This is a genomic window from Streptomyces sp. NPDC016640 (genome assembly GCF_043076215.1).
Lineage (GTDB): Bacteria > Actinomycetota > Actinomycetes > Streptomycetales > Streptomycetaceae > Streptomyces.
This window is the reverse complement of record NZ_JBIBRG010000012.1, coordinates 81827-104499: the sequence shown is the minus strand read 5'-3', so window position 1 is coordinate 104499 and position 22673 is coordinate 81827. Positions and strand designations below refer to the sequence as shown.

Here is a 22673-nt window from a genome sequence, read left to right as displayed (position 1 = left end):
GTCGGCACCGGCACTACCCCGAACGGCAACCGGGAGGGAGCCATGGAACTCGCTTTCCTGCATCCACTCTACGAACGTCCCGGTCCTTGGGCCTCCGTCTACGTCGACACCTCCCGGCACGACGAGCACACCCCCCGGGAACGGCTGCTGACGGCCCGGGCCATGGCCGGGGAGCTGGCCGGCCAGGGCGCGGACGAGGCGACCTGCCGGGCGGTGCGCCACGCGCTCGAAGAACTGCGGCACTCCGCCGAACCGCACGGCCGCGCCCTGTTCGCGCGTGACGGCGAGGTGGTGCTCGATCCGCCGCTGGCCCGTTCCCCGCAGCGCGACCGGGCGCAGTGGGCGCCGCTGCCCAGGGTCGCGCCGCTGCTGGAGCTCGCCGGCGAGGATCCCGTGTGCGTGATCGCCTACGTGGACCGCAAGGGCGCGGACTTCGAGCTGCGCAGCGCCCTGGGGCGGGACGACACCGGCGGCGTCGGCGGACGCCAGTGGCCGCTGCACCGGACGGGCACCGTCGACTGGTCGGAGCGCCATTTCCAGCTGCGGGTGGAGAACACCTGGGAACACAACGCCGCGGAGATCGCCGACGCGCTCGCCGTCTGCCAGGAGGAGACCGGGGCCGATCTGCTCGTCCTCGTCGGTGACGACCGTGAGCAGCGCTCCGTTCACGAACGGCTGCCGCGGCGGCTCGACGATCTCGTGGTCGAGGCCTCGCGCGGTGCCGACAGCAGGCTGCTCGACGACGACGTCGAGCGGATCCGCGCCGGGCACATCCGCGATCGCGCCGCCGCCGAGCTGGAGCGGTTCCTCGCCGCCCGGAACCCCGACGACGAGGGCCGGGCGGGTGCCGTGGAGGGTGTGCCCGCGCTGGTCGGGGCCGCTCGCGAGCACCGGATCGACGAGCTGCTGATCCGGCCGGACGGGCCGGACGCACGCCGTGAGGTGTGGATCGGCGAGGATCCGGACCAGCTGGCGGTGCGGCGTACGGATCTGAAGGTGCTCGGTGAGCAGAACTCGTGGTCGGCGCGGGCGGACGACGCGCTGATCCGGTCGGCGGTCGCGACGGACGCGCCCGCACTGGCGGTGTCCCTCGCGCCGGGCGCGCCGCAGGACGCGCCGGTCGGCGGACTGGGTGCGCTGCTGCGCTGGAAGTGAGCCGGGGACGCCCTCCGGCGCACGGCACCGGAGGGCGTCGGGACGGGCCGGTCACCGCGCCCGTTCCACCCGGCGTTCGTCCCACACCGGCTCCGGGGTCTCCCTGACCCTGCCGTCACCGCCGAAGACCAGGAAGCGGTCGAAGGAGCGGGCGAACCAGCGGTCGTGCGTGACCGCGAGGACCGTCCCCTCGAAGGCCTCCAGGCCCTCCTGCAACGCCTCCGCCGACTCCAGGTCGAGGTTGTCCGTCGGCTCGTCGAGCAGCAGCGCCGTGACGCCCTGGAGTTCGAGCAGCAGGATCTGGAAACGGGCCTGCTGGCCGCCGGAGAGCCGCTCGAAGCCCTGCTCGGCCTGGCCGGTCAGCTCGTAGCGGCGCAGCCGGGACATGGCCGCGCCCCGGTCCTGGGCGTGCTCCTTCCACAGGATGTCCAGGAGTGTGCGCCCCTCGAGTTCGGGGTGCGCGTGCGTCTGTGCGAAGTGCCCGGGCAGGACGCGTGCGCCGAGCCGCCATTCGCCCGTGTGCGCCACGTCGTCACCGGCGAGCAGGCGCAGGAAGTGCGACTTGCCGGAGCCGTTGGAGCCGAGCACGGCGACCCGTTCCCCGTAGAACACCTCCAGGTCGAACGGCTTCATCAGGCCGGTGAGTTCGAGCCGCTCGCAGGTGAGCGCGCGCACTCCGGTACGGCCGCCCCGCAGGCGCATGGTGATGTTCTGCTCGCGCGGCGGCTCCGGCGGGGGGCCCGCCTCCTCGAACTTGCGCAGCCTGGTCCGCGCGGCCTGGTAGCGGGAGGCCATGTCGGGGCTGTTCGCCGCTGCCTGGCGCAGGTTCAGGACGAGCTTCTTGAGCTGGGCGTGCTTCTCGTCCCAGCGCCTGCGCAACTCCTCGAAGCGGGCGAAGCGTTCGCGGCGGGCCGCGTGGTAGGTCGCGAAACCACCGCCGTGCACCCAGGTGTCGGCGCCGGTGGGGCTCGGTTCGAGGGAGACGACGCGCTGGGCGGCACGGGCGAGGAGTTCGCGGTCGTGGGAGACGAACAGCACGGTCTTGCGGGTCTCCGCGAGCCGTTCCTCCAGCCAGCGTTTGCCGGGTACGTCGAGGTAGTTGTCGGGCTCGTCGAGGAGCAGGACCTGGTCGGTGCCGCGCAGCAGCGCCTCGAGGACCAGGCGTTTCTGCTCGCCTCCGGAGAGGGTGCGCACCTGGCGCCACTGCGCCTTGTCGTACGGCACGCCCAGCGCGGCCGTGGTGCACATGTCCCACAGCGTCTCGGCCTCGTAGCCGCGGGCCTCGGCCCAGTCGGAGAGGGCCTGCGCATAGCGGAGCTGGGCGGCCTCGTCGGACGGGGACGCCTGCCCGGCCGTCGAGGCACCGGGGGAGGTCATGAGGGCGTGCTCGGCGTCGTCGACGGCCCGGGCCGCCTCCCGGATACGGGGCGCGGCCACGGAGACGAGCAGGTCACGCACGGTGGTCTCGTCGCGCACCGAGCCGACGAACTGGCGCATGACGCCGAGGCCGCCGGTGACGGTGACGGATCCGCCGTGCGGCTTCAGCTCGCCGGCGAGGAGGCGCAGCAGGGTCGTCTTGCCCGCTCCGTTGGGCCCGACCAGGGCCATCACGGCGCCCTCGCCCACCCGGAAGGACACATCGCCCAGGAGGGCTCTCCCGTCGGGGAGGTAGTACTCCAGGTGTGCTGCTTCCAGGTGGCCCATGAGTGGATTCTGCGGGGTCGCCGGCGCGGCGGGCAAACCGGTTTCGGACGGGCGACCCGATGTCCAACATGCGATACGAGTATCTCATCATCCGGTCGACGCGCGTAACGTGGGGGTCCTACGGAAGTGGAAGGGGTGGGCCGGTCATGCCGGAAGCGCGGGAGACCGCCGTCTACACGCACGGACACCACGAGTCGGTGCTGCGGTCGCACACGTGGCGGACCGCCGCGAACTCGGCGGCGTACCTCCTCGGGGTGCTCGAGCCCCACATGAGGATCCTGGACATCGGGTGCGGCCCCGGTACCATCACCGCCGACCTGGCCGCACACGTCCCCGACGGCCACGTCACCGGTCTCGACCGGGAACCGGCCGTCCTGGAGCGGGCCCGGGCGGTCGCCGGCGAGCGGGGACCGGGGAACGTCGGCTTCACGGTGGGGGACGTGCACGCGCTGGACTTCCCGGACGGCACGTTCTGTGTGGTCCACGCCCACCAGGTGCTCCAGCACGTGGGAGATCCGGTACGGGCGCTGCGGGAGATGCTGCGGGTGACCCGGCCGGGCGGCTTCGTCGCCGTCCGGGACGCGGACTACGCGGCGATGACCTGGTACCCGGCGTCACCGGGCATGGAACGGTGGCGGGATCTGTACCGGCGGGTGGCCCGGTCCAACGGGGGCGAGCCGGACGCCGGGCGGCGGCTGAAGGCCTGGGCGCTCGCCGCGGGCTTCACGGACATCACCGCGACCTCGGGCACCTGGACCTTCTCGACCGCCGAGGAGCGGGCCTGGTGGAGCGGCCTGTGGGCGGACCGCACCGTGGCGTCGGCCTATGCGGGGCGCGCCGTGGACGGGGGCCACACCACCCGCGAGCAGCTGCGGGAGGCGGCCGGGGCCTGGCGGGAGTGGGGCGCGCGGGACGACGGCTGGTTCAGCGTCCTGCACGGAGAGATTCTCTGCCGCAAGGAAGCCTGATCCGCGTTGAACGGGCAACCAGAATTTCAGGAGGTTGACATTATGGTTCCCATTCTGCTCGTTCTGCTCCTGGCGCTGATCCTTTTCGGTGCCGGATTCGCGGTAGAGGTTCTCTGGTGGGTGGCCCTGGCGGTTCTGGTCGTGTGGCTGCTGGGATTCTTCATGCGCAGCACGTCGGCAGGCGGGGGCAGGGGCCGCTGGTACCGGTGGTGAGATGACGGGAATTCCCCGGGACTCAGTCCCGGGGAAGCAGCGGTCCGAGCGGCCCGAGGTCCAGATTGAGGTCCTCGGGCCGCAGTCCGTACCGGTCCCGCAATTCCGCCATACGGTCCTCGAGCAGCATGAGGGTCAGCCCGATCCGCTCCTCCTGCTCCTCGGTGAGGTCGCCCTCGTCGAACCGGCGCACCGCCTGCCGCTCCATGAGCTGGCGCAGCAGCTCCACGACCGTGAGCACCAGCTTGACCAGGTCGCGCTCGACCGTGTCGGGCTCCAGGTCGAGCCGCTTGCGCCGGCTGTCGTGCGGCTCCACGGGCCGGTCGTCCGGACGGGTCGTCAACGCGACTCCTCGAAGGGGGAGGGGACTTGTGCGTTCACCGAGCTGATGAGCGCGTTCAGATCGATACGGACCAGATCGACGTCCGCGATACGCAGCGTGACGTCACCCGTGATGACGACCCCGCCGGCCAGCAGCCGGTCGAGCAGGTCCACCAGGGCTATCTCACGGCGTTCGACGACGGTCACGGACCCTCCTCCTCCGCCGTTTCCTCACCGGCGAACGAATAGGCCGCCCAGGGGCCGGTGAGTTCGACGCGTATTCCGGGAACTCCGTCCTTCGTCCGGTCCACCTTCTCGACGAATTCCTCGGATTCCGCGCGCGGCACGAGATAGGCCGCATTGAGCACGTTGCGTCCGGAGGCGCCGGAGAGCGTGGGGTTCTGCGGCGCGTGCAGCCGGGAGTCCTCGGCGCTCTCCGCGAGGGTTTCGTGCAGCCGGGTCGCGAAGGACTCGGCCCGCTGCCAGAGGTCGTCCTGCGCCTTCGTCCGCATGCGCCGCTGTCGCAGGTAGTCCCGGCCGGACGTCGGTTTCGGGGCGGGGGCGGCGGGCCCCTGCGGGGTCTCCTCCTGCTCCAGGTAGACCTTGACGCCCCACTCCACCCGGCCCTGCAGCCGGTCCAGGGTCCGCAGGAAGCTCGCCTCACGCGCCTCGAGCATCATCCGTACACCGCTGTCGTCGCGGAACACGGTGCCCAGCCGCAGCGGCAGCGGGGTGGTGACGGTGGTGAGCGCGTCGATCACGCCCTGGTGGGCGCGGGCGACCGCGGTCAGCCAATCGAGATCCTCCAGACGCGCGCGCAGCGGTTCCTCGGCGAAATCCGCCTCGGGTACATGACTGACCACGGCCACCAGGTCGCGGTGGGGCAACAGCCGGGGCGGATCGCCTCCGACTCCGGTCAGCTGGGCCTGCAGCGGCGTCCCGAAGGGACGGCAGACCGCGTAGACGTACCGCAGTCCGGTCACGGTGTCTCCTCCTGTGCGCGGCGCGGCTCCAGCTCCTCCAGCCGGGCCAGCCGCTCACGCAGCTCGGCGTTCTCCCTGGCCAGTTCGTCACGACGGGCGCCCGAGGACAGCGCCGGGTCGGACTCCCACCAGTCGATCCCCATCTCCTTCGCCTTGTCGACCGAGGCGACGACGAGGCGGAGCTTGATGGTGAGCAGCTCGATGTCGAGCAGGTTGATGCGGATGTCGCCGGCTATCACGACGCCCTTGTCGAGCACCCTCTCCAGGATGTCAGCGAGATTGGCGCCGCCGTTCTGGCCGTACGTATCGGGAAGCCGGCTCGGGGTGGTCATCGGCGGCTCCGGCTCTCGGCGTGCTCGGCGTCAGTGTCGGCGTCGGCCTCGTACTCTTCGTCCGGGTACTCGTCCTCCTCGTACTCGTCGGCGCTTTCCTCCGGCGCCTCGTCCTCCTCGTACTCCTCGGCAGGCTCCCCGGCCTCCTCGGCCTCCGGGTCCTCCGCGTACTCGTCGGCGGCCTCCTCGTGTTCCCCGGCCTCCGGGTCCTCCGCGTACTCGTCGGTGGGCTCCTCGGCCTCCGCGTCCTCGTCGTAGGCCTCGTCCTCGCCGCCGGATGCCTCGTCCTCTTCGGCCGAGGCGTCCTCGTGGCCGCGGACGACCTCCCCGTCGCGTATCTCGCCCCGCCAGCTGTCCTCGGCCTCGCCCTTGAGGGTGATGAACCGGGCGAAGTTTTTCAGGTCGAGCCGGGCGCGGCGGCCCTGGGCGCGCCAGATGTTGCCGGTCTTCTCGAAGAGCCCCGTGGGGTAGTACTCGATGACCAGCAGGACCCTGGTGAGGCTGTCGGCGAGGCGGTGGAAGGAGACGACGCCCTTCGTCGTCCCCTTGGCGCCCTCCGAGGACCAGGCGATGCGGTCGTCGGGTATCTGCTCGGTCGTCCGGGCCCGCCAGCTGCGGCTGGACCAGAACACCTTCACCTGCCAGTCCGAGGTGGTGTCGTCGGCCCTGTCGACGCTCTTGACACCCTTGGCGAAGGTGCTGAAGTCCTGGTACCGCGTCCACTGGTCGTAGGCCGTGCGCAGCGGGACCCCGACGTCGACGTGCTCGATGATGACGGTGGGCTTGCGGCCGGCCGAGCCCTTGCGCCTCCCGCCCGGGCCCACGCCCTTCAGCGTGCCCTTCACCTTGTCCTTGGCCCGCGAGGCACCGAGTTCGACGGCGCTGCGCAGCGGGCCCTTGCCCTCGGCGAGCTTGCGGCCGCCGGCGGCGGCGAGTTCGGCGAAGCCCGGACTCCTGCCCTCGGCGATGTCGCTCAGTTTGTTCGTGGTCTCGCCGAGCTTGTGGCCGAGGCCGGTCAGCAGGCTGGCGGCCCGGGCCGCGAGGTAGTCCTGCAGTTCCGCCTTGAGCCGCTCGGCGGCCTCGCTGTGCGCCACATCGGCGAGCGGGTTCTTCGTAGTCCCGGAAGTCCCGGTCATCGCTCGCCGCCCCTCTTCGAGACCGCCTTCTTGGCAGCGGTCTTCTTCGCCGGCACGGCCTTCTTCGCCCTCGCCGTCCTCTTCTCCGGTGCCGCCCTCCTGGCCGGCGCCTTCTTGGCGGTCCTCCTGGCGGTCGCCCCGGTGGGTGCCTTCCCTGCCGTCCGCTCCGCGGGCGTTTCCTCCTCCTCTTCCTCGGCCTCGTCCTCCTGCGGGCCGGCACCCGCCGACCGGCCGCGCAGCTCGGCGGTACGGCCGTGCAGCCGGTCGGCGAGGGAGGCGAGCCGCCGCTCGACCAGGGCCCCGGAGGCCGCCTTGCCGACGCCCCGCAGGTCGCCGCGGAGCTGGTCCCCGATCTCCTTGAACTGCGGGTTGTCCCGCAGCTGCTGGGACACCAGCTCCGCGACCATGCGCGGGCCGAGGTTCAGCTTCTTGCCCGCCACCAGGCCGCCGACGGCGACCGCCAGCTTCAGTTTCCTGGTCCGTCCGAGGAGGTATCCGGCCCCGATCGCGAGGCCCAGTCCCGTGCGGTTCATCGTCGTGTCGTCCCGTCCCCTGTGCCCGCGCCGGTGCGCGTTGCGGTCTCCAGCCGGTCGAGGAGTTCGTCCTCCTGTCGGTCGAACTCCTCCTCGGTGATCTCTCCGGCCTCCAACTGCTCCTCGAGCCGGGCCAGTTCGGCCCGGACGGTGGCGGGGTCGTAGTAGATGCGCTCCGCCTCCTGGAGTACCTGCCGGATGGCCCAGGCGCTGCCGCGCACCGGTGCGAACGGCAGCAGCAGCACCTCCGAGATCAGGCCCATGCCGTCACCCCGCTCCGGCGTCCGCCCCGCCCGCCGCGGTACCCGCCGGCTCGGCCGGGCCGGGCTCGACGAAGCTGTACGGCGGGAGCGGCCCGTTCAGGCGCACCTCCAGGTGCGGCATGTCCTTGCGGACCTGCTCCACGGCGGCCAGGAACTCCTCGGCCGTCTCGCGCTTCACCAGGTAGGAGACGTTGGCGAGCCAGCCCGTGGACTCGGGGCCCACGCTCACGGCGTCGGCCGCCGGTTCCAGCGCGCGCTCCAGCGCGGTGCCGTCCTCGGCCTCCTTGTCCTTGACCGCCGCGGCGACCATCTCGCCGAGCCGGATCTTGTCGTCGTAACTGCCGCCGCCCGCCTGCCGGTTGGCCTCGGCGAGGGCGCGGATCTCGGGGCTGCCGGCCATGACGTGGTGCAGCACGGCCTCTTCGACGTGGTTGGCCTTGACGTTGTACTCGACCCGGCCGTCGAGCGCCCGCAGCCGCTCCTGGTAGTGCTCGGCGCGCTCGGCGAGGACACCGGTGACGGCCTCGTCGCCGGGCGCGACGCTGCCGAAGCGCATGGGCAGTATGCAGCCGGCCGCGCCGGCCTCGCTGAGCACGTTCTGGTGGGCGAGCAGTTCGCGGCGCTTGGGCCGCAGCCCTTCGGGGGCGTCGCTGACGAGGGCCGCCAGTTCGCCCGCCCGCAGGACGCGCACCGGGCGCGAGGGGTCGCCGACCCCGCCCATGCCCTCGGGGAGGGCGGGGTGCGAGGCGGCGGTGATGCCGTAGACGTAGGTGCTCACTCCTGCTCCTCCTTCCGGCGGGCGGTGGTGCTCTTGCGGGCGCGCGGGCGGGACTCGGTCTCGCGCTCGGAACCGCCCTCACGGGCCTGCTTGAACGCGTCGGAGATGGTCTCGGCGGCACCCGAGAGCGCCCCCTTGGACTTGCCGCGGGCACCGGACTCGGTGACCTCGCCCACGATCTCGGGCAGGCCCGGGCTCTTGCGGGGCCCGGACTCCAGGTCGAGTCGGTTGCACGCCTCGGCGAAGCGGAGATACGTGTCGACGCTGGCGACGACGACACGGACGTCGATCTTGAGGATCTCGATGCCGACCAGGGACACGCGCACGAATGCGTCGATGACGAGCCCCCTGTCCAGAACAAGCTCAAGCACGTCGTAGAGGCCGCTGCTGCCGCCTCCACCGCCGGTCTGCTGTGCCGGTACGACTGTCATGCCGGCTGTACCTCCTTCGTCTGTCGATGGTGGATGGGAATGTGGGACGTGGCCGCGGTTGCGCAGGCGTCCGCCCGGTGTCCGCGGGTGCGGTCCGGCCGGGCGGCCTAGCGGCCGCCGGGCCGGTGTGCGTCGGCCCGTCCACGCTCGTAGCGGCGGACGCGCCGGTAACCGGTGAGCTGGCCGTCGGGGTCCAGTTGCACCTGGTAACTCGCCATCAGGCTCATCGTGTCGGGCACGCGCTCGAGTTCGAGCACCTCGACCTCCAGCGCCCAGCCCTCCTCCGTCTGTTCGAAGGAAGACACGGACTCGGCTTCCATTCCGGTGAGCTCGGCGAGCTGTCCGCGCGCCTGACGCAGCACCTCCATCGGGCCCGGCCGCTTGGTGGCTGTGGTGTTGTCCGTGACGTCGTCCGTGGTGTTGTGGGAGTCGGAAGAGTTCTGGGAGTTCTGTGAACTCTGTGATTCCTTGGCGTTGTTCGTGTTCGACATGTCCACCTCCCCCTTCGTGTGGCCGCAAGTCTGTTCGCCAAACCTCCCGGTGCTCACCCGGTGCGTCACTCGGGGCCCAGGGGGCTCCGCGTCCTCAGCCCCGCAGCGCCGCCAGCCGGCGGCGCGCCGGCCCCAGGGCGCGTCCCCGACGCGGCACGCCCTCCCACGGGTCGCGGCGCGCCTGCCCGAGGGCGTCGGCGACGGTCCAGCGGCGTGCGTGCAGGTCCGGATCGTCCAGCTGGTCCCAGGAGACGGGAGCGGCGACGGGCGCGCCGGGCAGGGCGCGGACGGTGTAGGGAGCGACCGCGGTCTGCGCGTAGGCGTTGCGCTGCACGTCGAGGTAGAGCCGGTCGCCGCGGTCCTTCTTGCGGGCGGCGGTGGTGAGCCGGTCGGGGCGGGCCGCGACGAGGGTATCGGCGACGTCCCGGGCGAATGCGCGTACGCCGTCGAAGTCCTGGTCGCCGCTCAGGGGCACGATCACGTGCAGGCCTCGGGAGCCGGTGGTCATGAGCGCCGAGGGCAGGTTCAGTTCGCCCAGCAGTTCCCCCAGGAGCCGTGCCGCCCCGCGTACCGCCTCGAAGTCGTCGTCCGGGGGGTCGAGGTCGAACACCAGGCGGTCGGGACGGTCGACCCGGCCGGCGCGGGACAGCCAGCGGTGCAGGGTGATGCTCGCCCGGTCGACGAGGTGCAGGAGGGTGGCGGTGTCGTCGCACACGGTGTGCGTGACGGTGCCGCCCTCCTTGGCGACCTGGACGCGGGTGATCCAGTCCGGGTAGCCGTCCGGGGTGTTCTTCTGCATGAACGCCGGTCCGTCGATGCCGTCCGGGCGGCGGTCCAGCATCAGCGGGCGGCCCCGCAGGTGCGGCAGCATGAACGGGGCGACGGCCCGGTGGTAGTCGACGAGGTCGCCCTTGGTGTACTCCTCGGCGTGCGCGCCGCCCGGGAAGAGCACCTTGCCCGGGCGGTGGATGCGCACCGTGCGGCGGCCGGCCCGCACGGTGCGCACGCCGTCGTCGCTCACGCCACGATCGCCTCCCCCACCAGCAGCCGGGCGGCCGCCGCGATCGACTCGGCGTCGATGCCGGCGGCGTGCAGCTGCTCCTCCGGGGAGGCGGAGCCCGGCATGTTCCGGACGGCCAGGCGCACCAGGCGCGGTACCGGACGCCCGTCGGCGAAGGCGTCCAGCACCGCGTCCCCGACACCGCCCTCCGGGTGGTGGTCCTCCACGGTCACCAGGCAGCCGGTCTCCTCGGCGGCCGTGCGCAGGGTCTCCCGGTCGACCGGCTTCACCGAGTACAGGTCGATCACGCGTACGGCGATGCCCTCGCCCTCCAGGGCGTCCGCGGCGGCCAGTGCCTCGGGCACGGTGACGCCGGCGGCGACGAGGGTGAGCCGGTCGCGGCCGGAGGAGCGCAGCACCTTGCTGCCGCCGACCGGGAACTCCTCGTCGGGTCCGTAGATCACCGGGCTCTCGCCGCGCGAGGTGCGCAGGTAGCGGATGCCGTCGAGGTCGGCCATCGCGGCGACCAGCCGTGCGGTCTGGTTGGCGTCGCACGGGTACAGCACGGTCGAGCCGTGCACCGCGCGCATCATCGCCAGGTCCTCCAGACCCATCTGGCTGGGACCGTCCTGGCCGATGGCGACGCCCGCGTGCGAACCGACGAGATTGATGCCCGAGCCGCTGACCGACGCCATGCGGACGAAGTCGTGGGCGCGGGTGAGGAAGGCCGCGAAAGTGGAGGCGTACGGCGTACGGCCGCGCGCCGCGACGCCGACCGCCGCCGCCACCATCTGCTGCTCGGCGATGTAGCACTCGACGTAGCGCTCGGGGTGTTCCTTGGCGAAGAACTCCGCGCGCGTGGAGTCGCCGACCTCTCCGTCCAGGGCCACGACGTCGCCGCGCGCGCTGCCGAGGGCGGTCAGCGCCTCGCCGAAGGCGTTCCGGGTGGCCACTTCCTCGCCCTTGTCCCAGCGGGGCAGTTCGAGGTGTCCGGTGCGCCGGTCGGGCGGCGCGGTGGTGCCGGACGGCTGCCGCACCGGGATGCGCAGGTCGCGCGGGCCGCCGAGTTCGGCGATCGCCTCCTCGGCCTCCGGCAGCGGCTTGCCGTGCAGGCCCTCCCGGTCCTGGACCGCCTCGACGCCCTTGCCCTTGAGGGTGCGGGCGAGGATCGCGGTGGGCTGGCCCCTGGTGGAGGCCGCCTCCCCGTAGGCACGGTCGACGGCGTCCACGTCGTGGCCGTCCACCTCGACGGTGTGCCAGCCGAAGGCCTGGAAGCGGCGGGCGTAGGCGTCGAGGTCGTGGCCGTGCCGGGTGGGGCCGCGCTGACCGAGCCGGTTGACGTCCACGACCACCGTGAGGTTGTCCAGGTTCTCGTACGCGGCCTGCTCGGCGGCCTCCCACACGGAGCCCTCGGCCAGTTCGCTGTCCCCGCACAGCACCCACACGCGGTAGTCGGCGTGGTCCAGCCGCTTCCCGGCCAGCGCGATGCCGACGCCGACGGGGAGTCCCTGGCCGAGCGAGCCGGTGGCCGTCTCGACCCAGGGCAGCTGCCGCGGGGTGGGGTGCCCCTCGAGGCGGCTGCCGTTCTTGCGGAAGGTGAGCAGTTCCTCGTCGTCGATGGCGCCGGCGGCCTTGTAGGTGGCGTACATCAGCGGCGAGGCATGGCCCTTGGACAGGACGAAGCGGTCGTTGCCCGGGTGGTCGGGCCGCTGGAAGTCGTAGCGGAAGTGGTGCGCGAACAGGACGGCCATCAGGTCCGCGGCGGACATCGACGACGTGGGGTGCCCGGAGCCCGCGGCGGCCGCCGCGCGGACACTGTCCACACGCAGCTGCTGCCCGAGCTCGACGAGTTCACCGGTGTTCATGAGTCTCCTTCTCCTGGGTGGTCGGTGCGCTGCACGGGGCCGGGCGCGACACCCGGGCCGGGCGGCGGCTGATCGGGGGGCGGAACCACGGCGGCCTGCTCCCTCGCGGGCTCACCACCGGGCTGCTTCTTCGCGGGCTCACCGCCGGGCTGCTTCTTCGCGGGCTCACCGCCGGGCTGCTTCTTCGCGGGCTCACCGCCGGGCTGGTTCCTCGCGGGCTCACCACCGGGCTGGTTCCTCGCGGGCTCACCACCGGGCCGGTTCCTCGCGGGCTCACCGCCCCCGCCCTTGCCTGCGTCCCCCTCCCGGGACGGCCGTTCCGGTCCGGAGCCGCCCGGCACCCGGGCCAGTTCCGGGGACGATGTGTCCAGGGGAACCGACCAGGACCGTACGAGCCCCAACTGGACCGCCTGGCGCGGCAGTACCGCGTCCAGGAGCCAGTCGGCGGCCACCCGCACGCGGTTGCCCGGCATCGCCGCGAGGTGGTAGCCGCGGGTGACCGCTCCCGCCGCCGGTCCGGACAGGTTCACACCGAGCGGATTGGCGGCGGCCTTGACGCCGCCGAGGTCCACCACGAACCCCATGTCCTTGTGCCGGTAGGCGCGCCGCTCACCGTCGCCGAACGACGCGGCGATGTTCCGCGCGCACACCTTGCCCTGCCGCCAGGCGTGCTGCGCGGTCATCGGGGTGTACTGCCCGGGCTTCTCCAGGTCGGGCACCGCGGCCGCGTCACCGCAGGCGAACACCTCCGGGCGGCCCGGGACCTGCAGGTGCGGGTCGACGAGCAGCCGGCCGCGTTCCATGGGCAGCCCGAGGGACTCGGCGAGCGGGTCGGGGCGTACGCCCACGCACCACACCAGGGTGTGCGTGTCGACGAACTCCCCGTCGGTCAGCAGCACCCCGTCGTGCGTGGCCTCCTTCACCGAGGTGCCCATCCGCACGTCCACACCCCGCTCGCGCAGCACCTTGTCGGCGGTGCGGGAGAGCCGTTCGTCCAGTTCCGGCAGGACCCGGTCGGCGATGTCCAGCAGCATCCAGCGCGGTCGCACACCGGTCCGCGGGGGATTCCCACCCACCTGGGCGTCGGTGAACAGCTGCCCGTGCGCGGCGACTTCGGTGCCGGTGTAGCCGGCGCCCACCACGACGAAGGTGCACCGGGCGGCGCACCGCTCGGGGTCGTCGGTGGCCGCTGCGAGCTCCACCTGCCGGGTCACGTGGTCGCGCAGGTACAGCGCCTCGGGCAGGCCGCGGAAGCCGTGTGCGTGCTCGGCGACGCCGGGGATGGGCAGCAGCTTGTTCACGCTGCCGGCCGCGAGCACCAGCCGGTCGTAGGCGAGGGTGCCGCCCTCGCCCTCGGGGCCGGTGTAGTGCACCTGCCGCTCGTCCAGGTCGATGCGGTCGGCCTCCCCCAGCACCAGACGTACGTGCGGCAGCGTGCCGGAGAGGGACACGGTGACCCGGCGCGGCTCCAGGACGCCCGCGGCGACCTGGGGCAGCAGCGGCAGGTACAGGAAGTAGTCGGTCGGGTTCAGCAGGACGACATCGGCCCGCCCCTTCGCCAGCCGGGACAGGGTCTGGGCGGTGCGGTACCCGGCGAAGCCGGCACCGACGATCACTGTGCGGGGTCGACTCACGGTTCGCCTCCGGCGCTGTCGCGTACGTCGGGAGACTTCCGCGTCCCCCTGGTCGGGGCCGTCAAACGTCCGCCGGTTTCCGGCGGACCCCCCGGGTACCCGGTTCCGGACCCGAACCGCCCACGTCACGGAGGCGACCCCCATGCCCGAGTACGGCTATTTCCTCTCGTGCGAGCAGTACGGTCCCGCCGAGCTGGTCGAGCAGGCCCGGATGGCCGAGCAGGCCGGTTTCCAGGCCCTGTGGATCTCGGACCACTACCACCCGTGGAACGACGAGCAGGGGCAGAGCCCGTTCGTGTGGTCGGTGCTCGGCGCGCTGTCCGAGGCGGTGTCCCTGCCGGTGGGGACGGCGGTGACCTGCCCGACGGTGCGGACGCACCCGGCGGTGGTGGCGCAGGCGGCGGCCACGAGCGCGGTGATGGCGCGGGGAGAGTTCCGGCTGGGCGTGGGCACGGGCGAGGCGCTGAACGAGCACATCCTCGGTGACGCCTGGCCGCCCGCGCACGTACGGCTGGAGATGCTGGAGGAGGCCATCCAGGTGATGCGCCGGCTGTTCACCGGTGAGGAGGTCAACCACCACGGCACGCACTACACGGTGGAGAACGCCCGCCTGTACACCGTGCCGGACGAGCCCGTCCCGGTCGACATCTCCGGTTTCGGGCCGGCGGCCACCAGGCTCGCGGCCCGCGTCGGCGACGGCTACATCACGATGACGCCGGACACCTCCATGGTGGAGCAGTACCGCAGGGGCGGGGGTGGCGGAAAGCTCGTCAGCGGCGGCACCAAGGTCTGCTACGGCACCGACCGCGAGGAGTGCGTGCGCACCGTGCACCGGCTCTGGCCGAACGAGCTGCTGCCCGGGGAGCTGGGCCAGGTGCTGCCCTCGCCGAAGCACTTCGAGCAGGCGCAGACCCTGGTCACCGAGGACATGGTGCGGGAGAACCGGGTGTGCGGCGACGACGTGGACGAGCACGTCGCCGAGCTGCGCCGGTTCGCCGAGGCGGGCTTCGACCGGATCTACGTCAACCAGATCGGCCCCGATCTGCGCGGCTTCTTCGACTTCTACCGCACGAAGGTGCTGCCGCAGCTCCAGCAGGCCGGCTGAGCGCGGGAAGGACGGGCCGACGACGAGGCCGCGCCGGCCCGGCTTCTCCGTCCACACCGTGCCGGCCGACGGTGCCGAGGCGGACGGCACGCCGGCCCGGGAGTCCACAACGGTGGTGATCGCCGAGGTGTCGGCGGGCGACGCGACCGGCACCGGCTGGACGTACGGTCCCCCGGTGATCGGCGGCTTCCTGGACGGGTACCTCGCGCCGCTCGTGGAGGGAAGGAGCGCGCTGGACATCCCGGCCGTGCACGACGCCATGTGCCACTCGGTCCGCGACACCGGCGGCACGGTCGCCCCCGGAGCGGGCCCGGGTCACGGTCCGACGCTGCGGACGGAGGACGTCGCGCGGTACCGGGTCGGCTGATCCGGCGCCTCCCCGGGTCGCCGGCCTCCCGCGGACGCCAGGTCCGGTGGTGAGGTGCGTCGGGGGCGGGGTCCCGGGGCGCGTGACGCCGGCGGGCACGGGGTGGGGAGATCGTCTGCGCCTCCCCCCTGCTCCCGGCGGTCCCAACTAGGCTCCTCCCCATGGAGATTCTGGGTGCGACACTGCGCGTCTGCGTCGACGACATCGAGACCGCCATCCCCTTCTACGAGCGGCTGGCGGGCGGCCGGGCCCTCCGGTTCGAACGGGCCGGCGTCCAGGTCGCCGCGGTCGGCTGCTTCCTGTTGATGAGCGGTCCCGCGGCCGAGCTGGACGTGCTGCGCAAGGTCGCGGCGACCATCGCCGTGGGGGACGTCGAGGAGGCCGGTCAGGTGCTCGCGGAGATGGGCGCCGACATCATCGCGGGTCCGCTCCCCACGCCGGTGGGCCGCAACCTCATCGCGCGGCACCCGGACGGGGCGGTCTACGAGTACGCGGACCGCCGCGCCTGACACGTCCGTTCGGCGTGGGCCGCCTCCGCGAGGCGCACCGCCGCGGCAGCGGTTCGCCGGCCGGCCCGGTCCACAGCCGGCCGACGACCTCCTCCCCCGGCCGTCCGCCCCACCCGCCTCGCGCACATGGGCAGGGGCGCGCGCCGGTGTGCGGAGGGAGCGGCCGCCGCCGGGGACGACGGCCGGGTCACCGGCGCGCGCGGGCCGTCGTCATCTCGCTGGTGATCGCCCAGCGTTGGTGGTCGCGCCAGGCCCCGTCGATGAACAGCATGTTCGGCGAGAAGCCCTCCAGGCGGAACCCGCAGGCACGGGCCAGCGCGATGGACGCGGCGTTGGCCGGCTGCACGTTGATCTCCAGCCGGTGCAGCCGCATCGGGCCGAAGGCGTACCGCACCACCAGGTCCAGCGCCTCGCGCATCAGCCCGCGCCCCGCCGCGTGCGCGAAGGCGCCGTAGCCCAGCGCCCCGCACTGGAAGCCGCCCTCGACGATGTTGTTGATGTTGACGAATCCGGCGAGGGCGCCGTCCGCGTCCTTCTCGCACACCAGGAATCCCGCCTTGGCGGGGTCCTCGATCAGCCGTGCCGCGTACGCGGCGTACGCCGCGGCGCTGTCCGGCGGGAACAGCCAGGGGTGGTGCAGGTCCTTGCTCTGCCTGGCGCGGGCGGTGAACTCGGCGCCGTCCGCGTGGGTGAAGTGACGCAGCCCCACGCGGTGGCCTTCGGCGAGGTAGCGGGAAGCGGTGTGCGGCATCCCGCCACCCTACGACGGGCCCGGCGGCCCCGCGCGGCACCGGACCGCTCTCCGTACCCGGCACCGGGCCGCTCTCCGCACGCGACCGGCGGACGGCTCAGCTCAGCGCCGGTTCGTCCAGGGTCAGCGTGCCCGCGTCCGCGTCGAGTTCGGCCGCGACGCCGAAGGGGACGGTGAGCGCGTCCTCGCAGTGCCCGAACCCGAACTGCTCGGCCACCGGCACGCCGAGGCCGCCGAGCCGGTCGGCGAGCATCGCCCGCACCCCGTGGTACGGCTCGCACCGGGCCCAGGAGCCGAGCAGCAGCCCGCGGACCCCGTCCAGCCAGCCGGTCCGCAGGAGCTGGGTGAGGCAGCGGTCCAGGCGGTAGGTCTCCTCCCCCACGTCCTCCAGACACAGCAGCCCGCCGCGCGCGGAGGGCCGGGCGTGCGAGGTGCCGAGGCCGGCGGAGAGCAGCGAGAGGCAGCCGCCGAGCGTGACTCCGCGGGCCCGTCCCGGGACCAGCGCGGTGCCGTCGGAGTGGAGGGTGCGGACCGTCTCGGGCGTGAAGAGGGTGGACCTGAGGTGGTCCTGCGCCCGCGCGCTCTTCACGAAGTCGATGCCGGCCGCCATCGGCCCGTGCAGGGTGACGAGGCCGAGCCGGACCGCGAACGCCTCGTGCAGCGCGGTGATGTCGCTGAACCCGACGAACACCTTCGGCCCCGCCGCCCGCATCGCCGGCCAGTCCAGCAGGTCGACCATGCGCTGGGCGCCGTAGCCGCCGCGGGCGCAGAGCACCGCGTCGACGTCCGGGTCGCACCAGGCGGACTGCAGGTCGGCGGCCCGGTCGGCGTCGCTGCCCGCCAGGTAGCCGAACTCGTCGTGCCGGTCCAGCGCATGGGGGGCCACCACCGGGTCGAGGTCCCAGCCGCGCAGCACGTCGAGCCCGGCCCGGAGCCGCTCCTCGGGCACCGGGCCGCTGGGCGCGACGACGGCCACCCGGGCGCCGGGGGCCAGCCGGGCCGGCCGGCGCAGCGGCTCCGTCCCGCTCATCCGCCGAGTTCCAGGGCCGGGACGCCGGGCGGTTCCATCCCGAACACCTGGGCGTACAGCGAGAGTTCCGCTTCGAGGGCGCGCGCCATCGTCTCCGCCCGCCGGAAGCCGTGCCCCTCCCCCTCGAAGGTGAGGTACGCGTGCGGGACGTTCCGGCCTGCCAGCCGGGCCAGGAACCGCTCGCACTGCACGGGCGGGCAGATCACGTCGTCCAGCCCCTGGAGCAGCAGGAAGGGCACGGTGAGCCGGTCGGCGTGCGCGGTGGGCGAGCGCTCCGCGTAGCGCCCGGGAACCTCGGCAAGGGGGCCGATCAGGCTCTCCAGGTACTGGGACTCGAAGTCGTGCGTCTCCCCGCTGCCCCAGCCGGTGAGGTCGAGCACCGGGTAGCTGATGGTGCCGCAGGCGTAGACGTCGGTCGTGGTGAGCGAGGCGGCCGTGGTCCAGCCGCCCGCGCTGCCGCCCCGGATGGCGAGCCGCTCGCGGTCCGCGGTGCCCTCGTCGGCGAGGGCCCGCGCGACGGCGGCGCAGTCCTCGACGTCGACCACCCCCCACTGTCCGCGCAGCCGGTTGCGGTACTCGCGCCCGTAGCCGGTGGAACCGCCGTAGTTGACCTCGGCGACGCCGATGCCGCGCGAGGTGAAGTAGGCGACCTCCAGATCGAGCACCAGCGGGGCCCGGCCGGTGGGACCGCCGTGCGCCCGGATCACGTACGGGGGACGGGCGTCGGCGGGTCCGGCGCACGCGGGGTTGTGCGGCGGGTGGACGTGGGCGTGGATCTCACGGCCGTCCGGGCCGGTGAACGTGCGGGTCTCCGGCACGGGGTAGTACGCGGGGTCCACGGCGTCCTCGTGCGCGGCTCCGATCACGCGGGACCGGCCCGTCCTGGTGTCCAGTTCCACCACCTCGTGGGCGCTGCGCGGTCCGGCGCCGACGGCGACGACCCGTTCGCCGTGTGCCGCGAGGCAGGGGGCGAACTCGCTCCAGGGACCGGCCACGTCGACGACCTCGCGGGTCTCGGGGTCGAGTACGCCGAGCACGGGTGCGCCCCGGCCGTGCAGCACGGCGATCAGTCCGCTGTCCAGCGCGGCGAACCAGCGCAGACCCAGTTTCCACAGCGGCCCGCCGAACTCCTCCTCGCGCGGGCAGACCGCCTCCCCGTCCCGGTAGAGGTTCCACCAGCCGGTGCGGTCGCTGGCGTACAGCAGCCGGCCGTCGTGGGTCCAGTCGGCCTGGGCGATGGACTCCTCGGGTCCGCCGGCCACCGTACGGGCGTCGCGCAGGGTGCCGTCGGGGGCGACGTCGGCGACGAGCAGTTCGGTGCCGTCCCACGGCATGCGCGGGTGGTCCCAGCCGAGCCAGGCGGCGCGCCGCCCGTCCGGCGACAGGCGCGGCCCGGTGACGAACCGGTGCCGTCCGTCGCTCAGTTCCCGCACCGCGTCCCGGTCCTCGGCGGCGGAGCCGTCCAGCGGTACGGCGGCCAGGACGCGGCGCACGTCGCCGGGACCGTCGCCGGTGAACTCCTCCAGGACGCACCACACCTCGCCGCGCTCCGGCAGCGGGGTCGGCTCGGCCCAGCGCAGGCCCTGCCCGAGAGTGGACACGGGGGTGAGCGGGCGCGGCTCGCCGCCCGGCTCGTACCGGTACAGGCGCTGGTCGTCGAAGTTCACGAACACCACGAGCGGGCCGCCGCCGTCCGGCACGGTGCCGGCCCACGGCCGGCCGCCGTACTCGATGACCCGGCTGCGCACGTTCCACGGCGGGGGCAGGACGGACTCCTCGGTGCCGCCCGCCCGTCGCCCGCCGCCTCCCGTCCCGGCTTCGCGCCCCGGTTCCTCGACGCGCCGCCGCACCAGGGTGCGCCGGCCGCCCTCGGCGGGCCGGGGTTCGGTCCACCACACCTCGTCGCCGACGAAGCCCACGAACTCGGGGCTGCCGTCGTGGGCCGCCGCCGTGGCCGCGTCGATGGGCGAGGGCCACTCGCCGTACGCCAGGGTCCGCACCGTCTCCCCCATTCGTTCAGGCCGTCCGCAGGAACCGGTCGAGGACGCGCACCCCGAAGTGGAGCGCCTCGACGGGGACCCGCTCGTCGACGCCGTGGAAGAGGGCCTGGTAGTCGAAGCCCTCCGGCAGCTTCAAAGGGGCGAAGCCGTAGCCGGTGATGCCGAGCCGGGAGAACTGCTTGGCGTCCGTGCCGCCGGACATGCAGTACGGCACCACGTCCCCCTCGGGCGCGAACGCCTCGACGGCGGCCCGCATCCGGGCGAACGTCGGCGAGTCCACCGGCGACTGGAGCGCCACCTCGCGGTGCGCGAACTCCCAGTCGACGTCCGGCCCGGTGAGCCGGTCCAGGGTGGCGCGGAACTCTTCCTCGGCACCGGGCAGATACCGGCCGTCGACGTAGGCCACGGCCTCCCCGGGGATCACGTTGAGCTTGTAACCGGCGTCCAGCATGGTGGGGTTGGCGCTGTTGCGGACGGTCGACTCGACGAGCCTGCCGGCCGTGCCGAGCTTGTCCAGCAGCGCGTCCACATCGCTCAGGTCCGTCTCGATGCCGTACACGGCGGCGAGTTCGGTGAGCGCGGCGCGCACCGTCGGGGTGAGCCGCAGCGGCCACTCGTGCTCGCCGATGCGGGTGACGGCCGCGGCGAGGCGGGTCACCGCGTTCTCCCGGTTGACCTTGGAGCCGTGCCCGGCCCGGCCGCGCGCGGTGAGCTTCAGCCAGGCCGTGCCGCGCTCGCCGGCCGCGATCGGGTAGATCTCCCGCCCGCCGCCGTCGTGGAAGGTGAACGCGCCGGACTCGCTGATGCCTTCGGTGCAGCCTTCGAACAGGTGGGCGTGCCGGTCGGCGAGGAATCCCGAGCCGTCCTCGGCGCTGGCCTCCTCGTCGGCGGTGAACGCGATCACCACGTCGCGCCGGGGCCGGACGCCCTCGCGGGCCCAGGCCCGCACCACGGCGAGGATCATCGCGTCCATGTTCTTCATGTCGACGGCGCCGCGCCCCCAGACGACCCCGTCGCGGACCTCCCCGGAGAACGGGTGCACGCTCCAGTCGGCGGCCTCGGCCGGTACGACGTCCAGGTGCCCGTGCACCAGCAGCGCGTCGGCCGACGGGTCGCTGCCCTCCAGGCGGGCGACGACGTTGGCGCGGCCCCGGGTGCGTTCGAGGAGCACCGGCTCCAGTCCGGCCTCGGCGAGCCGCGCGGCGGCGTACTCGGCGGCGGGCCGCTCCCGGCAGTCGCCCCCGCCCCTGTTGGTCGTGTCGATCCGGATCAGGTCCGACGTGAACGTGACGACCTCGTCCATGGCCCGCTCGTCAGCCATACTGCTCCTCCACCGCGGCCGAGGCGATCGTGGTGACCGCCTTGAAGGTGCGGATCCCGTCGTACATGGTTCCGCTGGTGTACGCCACCTTCCGTTCACCGGTCCGGGTCACGCCCGGGACGACGGTGACGGCCATCGCCAGGTGCTCGGCGTCGAACTCCACCGCGACGGTGAACGGCCCGGCACCGGCCGGCTCCCGGCGCACCGCCAGCGCGGCCGCCTCCTTCGCCGCCGCGCGGATGTCGGCGGCCGTACGGGCCGGGGTGCGGCACACGGCCGCGTACCGCGACACATGGTCCTTGACGGCGACCTTGAGCGCCCCGGGCGCGTAACCGAGGGCGTCCTCGCAGGCGACGTCGTCGCCGGTGACCAGGATCACCGGCACTCCGTACTCGGCGGCCACGTGCGCGTTGAGCAGGCCTTCGCTGGCCCGTACGCCGTCGACCCACACCCCGGTGATGGAGTTGGCGAGGTAGGTGTGCGCGAGGACGCCCTCCATGCCGGCTCCGGCGTGGTAGCCGATGAACGCGATGCCGTCGACGTCACCGTGCTGCACGCCCTCGACCATGGACAGGGACTTGTGCCGGCCGGTGAGCATCTGCGCCCGCTCGTCCAGTCGCTCCAGGAGCAGGTTGCGCATGGTCCAGTGGGCCTCGTTGATGAGCACCTCGTCGGCGCCGCCGTCGAAGAAGCCCTGAACGGCGGCGTCGACGTCCGAGGTGAACATCGACCGGCACCGTTCCCACTGAGGGGTCCCCGGCAGCACGTCGGCCGGCCAGGTGACGCCGGTGGCGCCCTCCATGTCGGCGCTGATGAGGATCTTCATGCGGCACACGCTACGTGGTCCCGCCCGACCGCGGCCAGCCTGTGGACAACTCCCACCGGTCCAGACCGGTGAAGGACCCCCGGCACCGCCTCAACCCCTCTGACCTGCGCACACCGCTGGCGGCACCCTCTGCGCGGCGCGCCCCGACACGTCACCCGCCCGGCCGGACCGGCGCCGCGGGCACGGTCCGGGGCGGCCGGGCAGCAGCGCGAGGAGGACCGGCCGGACCCGGCGCGGGCCCTGACCCGGACCCGGACCGGCGACCGGTGCCGGAACCGGATCGTCCCGCGCCGGAGTGCTCCCGCCCACGTGCCGTTCCCCCAGCCGCACCGCGGGACGATCCGCACAAGGCGACAACTGCCGGCACGTGCGGCGGGTCACGGGACGGAACACAGGGGGTCCGCGGGGAGATCACGCGAACCGGTGCGGAGCCGTCTCCGCACCGGTTTCGCGCGCCTTGGACCGGGCGGGGCCCGTCTACTTCTCGACCTCGGCGGCCAGCCTGGCCAGCAGGGCGTCGTAGATGCGGGCGAGGCCCCTGGGCGCGAAGGTCCTCTCGAAGAAGCCGCCGATGCCGCCCGCGCCGTTCCAGACGGTGGTCACGACGACCCGGGAGCGGCCCTCGCCGGCCGGGGTGACCCGCCAGGTGGTGACCATGGAGGAGTTGCGGTCCTTCTCGACCAGGTCTCCGTCGGCCGGCTCGGTGACCTCCAGCAGGCAGTCGCGGACGCGCTTGCTGGTGGCCTGGAGCTTCCAGTGCACCAGGGTGCCCTCGCCGTCGCCGCCCTCGCGGACCTCGTACTCGCTGAACTGCTCGGGCAGCAGCTTCGCGCGGGTGCCGCTGTAGTCGGCGAGCGTGTCGAACACCGTCTCCGCGTCCGCCGCGACGATCCGCTCCGTAGTGGCCTCGACCTGCGCCATCGCTTTCCTCCAGGACATGGGTTCTCGGGGTCGGGG

The 22673-nt window shown here is 73.2% G+C and carries 26 protein-coding genes; 6 read left to right on the top strand and 20 right to left on the bottom strand.

Going from position 1 to position 22673, the window contains the following annotated elements:
* Window positions 1-42 precede the first annotated feature (42 nt).
* The gene (locus ACF07S_RS23965; RefSeq protein WP_391975046.1) at window positions 43-1155 is read left to right on the top strand and encodes a Vms1/Ankzf1 family peptidyl-tRNA hydrolase; all 1113 of its coding nucleotides are present in this window, start codon (window positions 43-45) and stop codon (window positions 1153-1155) included.
* 51 nt (window positions 1156-1206) lie between these two features.
* Here ACF07S_RS23965 and ACF07S_RS23960 read toward each other — a convergent pair whose 3' ends face one another.
* Entirely contained in the window at window positions 1207-2859 is a 1653-nt protein-coding gene (locus ACF07S_RS23960) for an ABC-F family ATP-binding cassette domain-containing protein (RefSeq protein WP_391965667.1), read from the bottom strand.
* 146 nt (window positions 2860-3005) lie between these two features.
* Here ACF07S_RS23960 and ACF07S_RS23955 point away from each other — a divergent pair, with 146 nt between their 5' ends.
* Window positions 3006-3827 carry a methyltransferase domain-containing protein gene (locus ACF07S_RS23955; RefSeq protein ID WP_391975045.1) on the top strand — a complete coding sequence of 274 codons (822 nt, stop codon included), beginning with the start codon at window positions 3006-3008 and terminating at the stop codon, window positions 3825-3827.
* Window positions 3828-3869: 42 nt separating this feature from the next.
* The gene (locus tag ACF07S_RS23950) at window positions 3870-4040 is read left to right on the top strand and encodes a hydrophobic protein (protein WP_391965665.1); all 171 of its coding nucleotides are present in this window, start codon (window positions 3870-3872) and stop codon (window positions 4038-4040) included.
* Window positions 4041-4062: 22 nt separating this feature from the next.
* On the opposite strand, the gene ACF07S_RS23945 is transcribed toward ACF07S_RS23950, so the two are convergent.
* The 13 genes from ACF07S_RS23945 to ACF07S_RS23885 all read right to left on the bottom strand — a co-directional run bounded on the left by ACF07S_RS23945 (window position 4063) and on the right by ACF07S_RS23885 (window position 13807).
* Entirely contained in the window at window positions 4063-4383 is a 321-nt protein-coding gene (locus tag ACF07S_RS23945; protein ID WP_391965664.1) for a gas vesicle protein K, read from the bottom strand.
* Window positions 4380-4568, bottom strand: a complete 189-nt coding sequence (locus ACF07S_RS23940; protein ID WP_391965663.1) for a gas vesicle protein — start codon at window positions 4566-4568, stop codon at window positions 4380-4382. The genes ACF07S_RS23945 and ACF07S_RS23940 overlap by 4 nt, the downstream gene beginning before the upstream one ends.
* Window positions 4565-5344, bottom strand: coding sequence for a GvpL/GvpF family gas vesicle protein (locus tag ACF07S_RS23935; protein ID WP_391965662.1), 780 nt, complete (start codon window positions 5342-5344; stop codon window positions 4565-4567). Before ACF07S_RS23935 ends, ACF07S_RS23940 begins: the two co-directional genes overlap by 4 nt.
* Entirely contained in the window at window positions 5341-5676 is a 336-nt protein-coding gene (locus ACF07S_RS23930; RefSeq protein WP_391965661.1) for a gas vesicle protein, read from the bottom strand. Before ACF07S_RS23930 ends, ACF07S_RS23935 begins: the two co-directional genes overlap by 4 nt.
* Complete coding sequence (locus ACF07S_RS23925; RefSeq protein ID WP_391975044.1) at window positions 5673-6812, bottom strand: SRPBCC family protein; 1140 nt, start codon at window positions 6810-6812, stop codon at window positions 5673-5675. The genes ACF07S_RS23930 and ACF07S_RS23925 overlap by 4 nt, the downstream gene beginning before the upstream one ends.
* A complete protein-coding gene (locus ACF07S_RS23920) occupies window positions 6809-7345 on the bottom strand; it encodes a DNA primase (RefSeq protein WP_391965659.1) in 537 nt (178 codons plus the stop codon). Before ACF07S_RS23920 ends, ACF07S_RS23925 begins: the two co-directional genes overlap by 4 nt.
* Window positions 7342-7608 (bottom strand): gas vesicle protein GvpG, encoded by a 267-nt coding sequence (locus ACF07S_RS23915; RefSeq protein ID WP_391965658.1) that lies wholly within the window; start codon window positions 7606-7608, stop codon window positions 7342-7344. Before ACF07S_RS23915 ends, ACF07S_RS23920 begins: the two co-directional genes overlap by 4 nt.
* 4 nt (window positions 7609-7612) lie before the next feature.
* Complete coding sequence (locus ACF07S_RS23910) at window positions 7613-8386, bottom strand: GvpL/GvpF family gas vesicle protein (protein ID WP_391965657.1); 774 nt, start codon at window positions 8384-8386, stop codon at window positions 7613-7615.
* Window positions 8383-8817, bottom strand: a complete 435-nt coding sequence (locus ACF07S_RS23905) for a gas vesicle structural protein GvpA (protein ID WP_391965656.1) — start codon at window positions 8815-8817, stop codon at window positions 8383-8385. The genes ACF07S_RS23910 and ACF07S_RS23905 overlap by 4 nt, the downstream gene beginning before the upstream one ends.
* A gap of 107 nt (window positions 8818-8924) precedes the next feature.
* Window positions 8925-9308: a gas vesicle protein gene (locus tag ACF07S_RS23900; RefSeq protein WP_391965655.1), complete on the bottom strand. Its 384-nt coding sequence runs from the start codon at window positions 9306-9308 to the stop codon at window positions 8925-8927.
* 94 nt (window positions 9309-9402) lie between these two features.
* Window positions 9403-10329 (bottom strand): non-homologous end-joining DNA ligase, encoded by a 927-nt coding sequence (gene ligD / locus ACF07S_RS23895; protein WP_391975043.1) that lies wholly within the window; start codon window positions 10327-10329, stop codon window positions 9403-9405.
* Window positions 10326-12173 (bottom strand): transketolase, encoded by a 1848-nt coding sequence (locus tag ACF07S_RS23890; protein ID WP_391965653.1) that lies wholly within the window; start codon window positions 12171-12173, stop codon window positions 10326-10328. The genes ligD and ACF07S_RS23890 overlap by 4 nt, the downstream gene beginning before the upstream one ends.
* Window positions 12170-13807, bottom strand: a complete 1638-nt coding sequence (locus ACF07S_RS23885) for an NAD(P)/FAD-dependent oxidoreductase (RefSeq protein WP_391975042.1) — start codon at window positions 13805-13807, stop codon at window positions 12170-12172. Before ACF07S_RS23885 ends, ACF07S_RS23890 begins: the two co-directional genes overlap by 4 nt.
* 142 nt (window positions 13808-13949) lie before the next feature.
* Here ACF07S_RS23885 and ACF07S_RS23880 point away from each other — a divergent pair, with 142 nt between their 5' ends.
* The 3 genes from ACF07S_RS23880 to ACF07S_RS23870 all read left to right on the top strand — a co-directional run bounded on the left by ACF07S_RS23880 (window position 13950) and on the right by ACF07S_RS23870 (window position 15788).
* Complete coding sequence (locus tag ACF07S_RS23880) at window positions 13950-14912, top strand: LLM class F420-dependent oxidoreductase (RefSeq protein ID WP_391965651.1); 963 nt, start codon at window positions 13950-13952, stop codon at window positions 14910-14912.
* A gap of 58 nt (window positions 14913-14970) precedes the next feature.
* Window positions 14971-15279 (top strand): hypothetical protein, encoded by a 309-nt coding sequence (locus ACF07S_RS23875; protein ID WP_391965650.1) that lies wholly within the window; start codon window positions 14971-14973, stop codon window positions 15277-15279.
* 161 nt (window positions 15280-15440) lie between these two features.
* The gene (locus ACF07S_RS23870; RefSeq protein ID WP_391965649.1) at window positions 15441-15788 is read left to right on the top strand and encodes a VOC family protein; all 348 of its coding nucleotides are present in this window, start codon (window positions 15441-15443) and stop codon (window positions 15786-15788) included.
* A 187-nt stretch (window positions 15789-15975) separates the two neighbouring features.
* Here the strand turns inward: ACF07S_RS23870 and ACF07S_RS23865 are convergent, their stop codons facing one another.
* The 6 genes from ACF07S_RS23865 to ACF07S_RS23840 all read right to left on the bottom strand — a co-directional run bounded on the left by ACF07S_RS23865 (window position 15976) and on the right by ACF07S_RS23840 (window position 22637).
* Window positions 15976-16539, bottom strand: coding sequence for a GNAT family N-acetyltransferase (locus tag ACF07S_RS23865; protein WP_391965648.1), 564 nt, complete (start codon window positions 16537-16539; stop codon window positions 15976-15978).
* Between the two features lie 97 nt (window positions 16540-16636).
* The gene (locus tag ACF07S_RS23860) at window positions 16637-17569 is read right to left on the bottom strand and encodes an LD-carboxypeptidase (protein ID WP_391975041.1); all 933 of its coding nucleotides are present in this window, start codon (window positions 17567-17569) and stop codon (window positions 16637-16639) included.
* Entirely contained in the window at window positions 17566-19581 is a 2016-nt protein-coding gene (locus ACF07S_RS23855; protein WP_391975040.1) for a prolyl oligopeptidase family serine peptidase, read from the bottom strand. The genes ACF07S_RS23860 and ACF07S_RS23855 overlap by 4 nt, the downstream gene beginning before the upstream one ends.
* Before the next feature lie 4 nt (window positions 19582-19585).
* Window positions 19586-20890 (bottom strand): M20/M25/M40 family metallo-hydrolase, encoded by a 1305-nt coding sequence (locus tag ACF07S_RS23850; protein WP_391965645.1) that lies wholly within the window; start codon window positions 20888-20890, stop codon window positions 19586-19588.
* Window positions 20883-21716 (bottom strand): M55 family metallopeptidase, encoded by an 834-nt coding sequence (locus tag ACF07S_RS23845; protein WP_391965644.1) that lies wholly within the window; start codon window positions 21714-21716, stop codon window positions 20883-20885. Before ACF07S_RS23845 ends, ACF07S_RS23850 begins: the two co-directional genes overlap by 8 nt.
* 477 nt (window positions 21717-22193) lie before the next feature.
* Window positions 22194-22637 carry an SRPBCC family protein gene (locus ACF07S_RS23840; RefSeq protein ID WP_391965643.1) on the bottom strand — a complete coding sequence of 148 codons (444 nt, stop codon included), beginning with the start codon at window positions 22635-22637 and terminating at the stop codon, window positions 22194-22196.
* Window positions 22638-22673: the final 36 nt, after the last annotated feature.